The following is a 3,957-nucleotide window of genomic DNA, read 5'->3' on the forward strand; positions in this document are numbered from 1 at the left end:
TAGCCGGTGCCATAGAACGACTGGCTTTCGACGTCACGGAAACCGGCGAAAGGAGGGAAGTTCGGCAGCAGTTCTTCGCCCAGCTGGCGGATGCTGGCTTCGTTGTCCGGGTTGCCGATGTTGATGATCTGGCCGTTGCACTTGTCATCGCGGTTTTCGATGATGCGTGCCAGGGCTTCGATGCCGTCAGCCACGTCGGTGAAGCAGCGTTTTTGTGCGCCGCCGTCGACCAGACGAATCGGGGTGCCTTCCACCAGGTGCAGGATCAGTTGCGTGATGGCACGCGAGCTGCCGATCCGCGCCGAGTCCAGACGGTCCAGGCGTGGGCCCATCCAGTTGAACGGACGGAACAGGGTGAAGCGCAGGCCTTTCTGGCCATAAGCCCAGATTACCCGGTCGAGCAATTGCTTGGAGACCGAGTAGATCCAGCGCTGCTTGTTGATCGGGCCGACGATGAGGTTCGAGGTGTCTTCGTCGAAATTCGGGTCGGTACACATCCCGTACACTTCGGAGGTCGACGGGAAGATCACGCGCTTGTTGTATTTCACGCAGTAACGCACGGTCTTCAGGTTTTCTTCGAAGTCGAGTTCGAACACGCGCAGCGGGTTGCGGGTGTATTCGATCGGGGTGGCGATGGCCACCAGCGGCAGCACGACATCACATTTTTTGATGTGATATTCGATCCACTCGGAGTGGATGCTGATGTCGCCTTCGACGAAGTGGAAGTTCGGGTGGCTGCGCAGGCGGTCGATGGCGTCGGAACCGATGTCCATGCCATAGATTTCGTAGCGGTCGTCTTGCAGCAGGCGCTCGGACAGGTGGTTACCGATAAAGCCGTTGACGCCGAGGATCAGAACACGGGTGCGACGCACGGCACGTGCCGACTCGCTGCCGACCATGCGCGAGCCTTCGACCAGACCCAGTTCGCGGGCCAGTTGCGGGCCGCTGAGGTACAGCCCGGCGTCGCCACGCTGACCGGCGGTGATCACCAGGGAGTCTTCGCCACAGGCGATGCGCAGGGGATCGGAACTGATCACTCGGCCTGGGGCGATGCCTTCATTGCCGGCAACGACGTCGGCGCTCCAGACGATCAGTTTGTGTTCGCCCACCGGGCAGAAAGCACCAGGGTAAGGCTGGGTCACGGCGCGCACCAGGTTGAACAGCTGTTCGGCCGGGCGCTTCCAGTCCAGCAGGCCATCGGCCGGGGTGCGGCGTCCGAAGTAGGACGCTTGGGTGTCGTCCTGGGCGGTTTCAGTCAACTTGCCCTGGGCCAGCAGCGGCAATGCGTCGCGCAACAAGTTGGCAGCGGCGTCGCGCAACTTAGTGTGCAGGGTCAGGGCGGTGTCGGAGCGTTCGATGGCCACACGCTGTTGAGCCAGGATAGCGCCGGCATCGGCGCGCTTGACCATGCGGTGCAGGGTCACGCCGGTTTCGGTTTCGCCATTCACCAGGACCCAGTTGGCTGGGGCGCGGCCGCGATAATGCGGGAGCAGGGAGCCGTGCAGGTTGAAGGCGCCTTTGCTCGCGCAGGCCAGCAATTGCTCGCCCAGCAGGTGGCGGTAATAAAAGGAGAACAGGTAGTCGACGTTGAGTTTGCTGATCCGCTCAATCCACAGAGGATGGTTGGCATCTTCCGGGGCGTGCACCGGAATGCCTTTGCGTGCACACAATTGCGCGACGGAACCGTAGAAGGTGTTTTCCTTCGGGTCGTCGGCATGGGTAAACACGGCAGCGATTTCATAGCCTGCGTTGAGCAAGGCTTCGATGCCAGCACAACCAATATCGTGATAGGCAAAGACGACAGCTTTAGGATTCATAACGTGACCTGAGTGGAAGATGAAGACGGGTGTGAGCTGTTAGCATTTACAGCGGACGTCGCGGGCGGGCTGCGCAGCACTTTTTCGATGAAAAAACGCGGGCGGGCCCGGACATCGCTGTACATGCGGCCCAGGTATTCGCCCAACAGTCCCATGCCGATGAACTGGCCGCCGGTGAACACGAACAGCACAGCAAACAAAACAAAGGTGCCATGGCCGGCCCAGGTGGCGCCGAAAATCAGGCGCAAACCGATGAGCAACACGGCGAACAGCACGCCGAGAAAGGCCATGCTGAAGCCGAGGATGCTCAGCAGGCGCAAGGGCGTGGTGGTCATGCAGGTGATCAAGTCGAACATCAGGTTGATCAGGCGCATCGGGCTGTATTTCGAATCACCGTGTTCGCGCTCGGCGTGCGGGACGAGCACCTCGGTGGTGTGGCGGGCGAAGCTGTTGGCCAGAATCGGGATGAACGTACTGCGCTCGCGGCAGGCCAGCATGGCGTCGACGATCGTGCGTCGATACGCCCGCAGCATGCAGCCATAGTCGCTCATGGCCACGCCGGTGGAGCGTTGCACGGCCAGATTGATCAAGCGCGACGGCCAACGACGCCAGGCTGAATCCTGACGGTTGTTGCGCACGGTGCCCACCACGTCGTAGCCGAGCTCGGCCTGGGCAACCAGGCGCGGAATTTCTTCCGGCGGGTTTTGCAGGTCGGCGTCCAGAGTGATGACGACATCGCCTTTGCATTGCTCGAAGCCGGCCATGATGGCCGCGTGCTGGCCATAGTTGCGATTGAGGATCACCGCGACAATGGAGCTGCCTTCACGCTCCGAGGCGTCCTGAAGGATTTGCGCAGAGTTGTCGCGGCTGCCGTCGTCGACCAAAACGATTTCGAATTCATGGTGCAACTGTGCACAGGCCGCTTCGGTGCGGTGCAACAACTCAGGCAGGCTCTGCTCTTCGTTGTAGACCGGGATGACGATCGAAACGCACTGAATCGGATAAGGTTTCACAGGCTTCGTTCCAGAGTGGTTTCAATAGCACACGCAACGCGCTCGACGTCGTCGAGGGTCATGTCGGGAAACAGCGGGATCGAGCACAGGCGTGCCGAGTTCCATTCGGTGTTGGGCAACTGGACCGACGGGAACTGCTTGCGGTAATAGGTGTGCAGGTGGGTGGCGATAAAATGAATGCCGGTGCCAATGTTCTGCTCCTGCAAGCCTTTCATGAACGCCTCGCGGTCCAGGCCACAGCGCTCGGCATCGATGCGCAGAATGAACAGGTGCCAGGCATGCTGCTGCGGATAGCTTGGCAGCAGAAGCGGCTGGACCGGCAAGTCTGCGAGGCGCTTGAGGTAGGCCTGGGCCAGGACCTCGCGCTTGGCATTGATCTCGTCGAGGCGCTTGAGCTGCACCAGGGCAATGGCGGCGTTCATGTCGGCCAGGTTGTACTTGAACCCTGGCTCAATGACCATCGCCTGCGGTTTGCGGCCATGGGTCATGCGGTCGTAGGCGTCCACGCCGAGCCCGTGAAACTTGAGCATGCGGACCCGGTTGGCGAGGTTCTCGTCATCGCTGACGAACATCGCACCTTCGGCGCAGGTCATGTTTTTGATCGCGTGGAACGAGAAAATGGCAGTGCCTTGCGCGCCGACCGCACGTCCCCGGTAAAGAGTGCCCGCTGCGTGAGCGGCATCTTCGATCACCATGATGCCGTGACGCTCGGCCAGTGCGTAGAGGGGGTCCAGATCAAAGGCGGCCCCGGCGTAATGCACCGGGATGATGGCTTTGGTGCGCGGGGTGATGGCGGCTTCGATGGCGGCGAGGTCAGTCATCAGGGTGTCGCGATCGACGTCGACGAAAACCGGGGTCGCGCCGAGCAGGCAGATCATGTTGGCGGTGGACACCCAGGTTTGCGACGGGGTAATCACCTCATCGCCAGGGCCAATGCCCAGGGCGAGCAACGTGACATGCATCGCGCCGGTGGCGGACGAGAGCGCGACGGCGTGACGACAGCCCACGCGTTCGGCAAATTGCTGTTCAAGCTCCTGGTTTTTCGGGCCTGTGGTAATCCAGCCGGAGCGTAAAACCTGCTCGACGGCGGCAATTTCTTCGTCACCGATACTCGGGCGGGAAAAGGG

General features: G+C 61.2%; 3 protein-coding genes. All 3 read right to left on the reverse strand.

The features are described from left to right. A partial coding sequence (gene arnA / locus QN399_RS25930; RefSeq protein ID WP_330201903.1) for a bifunctional UDP-4-amino-4-deoxy-L-arabinose formyltransferase/UDP-glucuronic acid oxidase ArnA occupies window positions 1-1,817 on the reverse strand: 1,817 nt, incomplete at its 3' end. Further along, window positions 1,814-2,830: an undecaprenyl-phosphate 4-deoxy-4-formamido-L-arabinose transferase gene (gene arnC / locus QN399_RS25935; protein WP_330201904.1), complete on the reverse strand. Its 1,017-nt coding sequence runs from the start codon at window positions 2,828-2,830 to the stop codon at window positions 1,814-1,816. The genes arnA and arnC, both read right to left, overlap by 4 nt. Continuing rightward, a partial coding sequence (gene arnB / locus QN399_RS25940) for a UDP-4-amino-4-deoxy-L-arabinose aminotransferase (RefSeq protein ID WP_323569559.1) occupies window positions 2,827-3,957 on the reverse strand: 1,131 nt, incomplete at its 5' end. The genes arnB and arnC, both read right to left, overlap by 4 nt.

It is taken from the genome of Pseudomonas sp. 10C3, assembly GCF_036346185.1.
Classification (GTDB): domain Bacteria; phylum Pseudomonadota; class Gammaproteobacteria; order Pseudomonadales; family Pseudomonadaceae; genus Aquipseudomonas.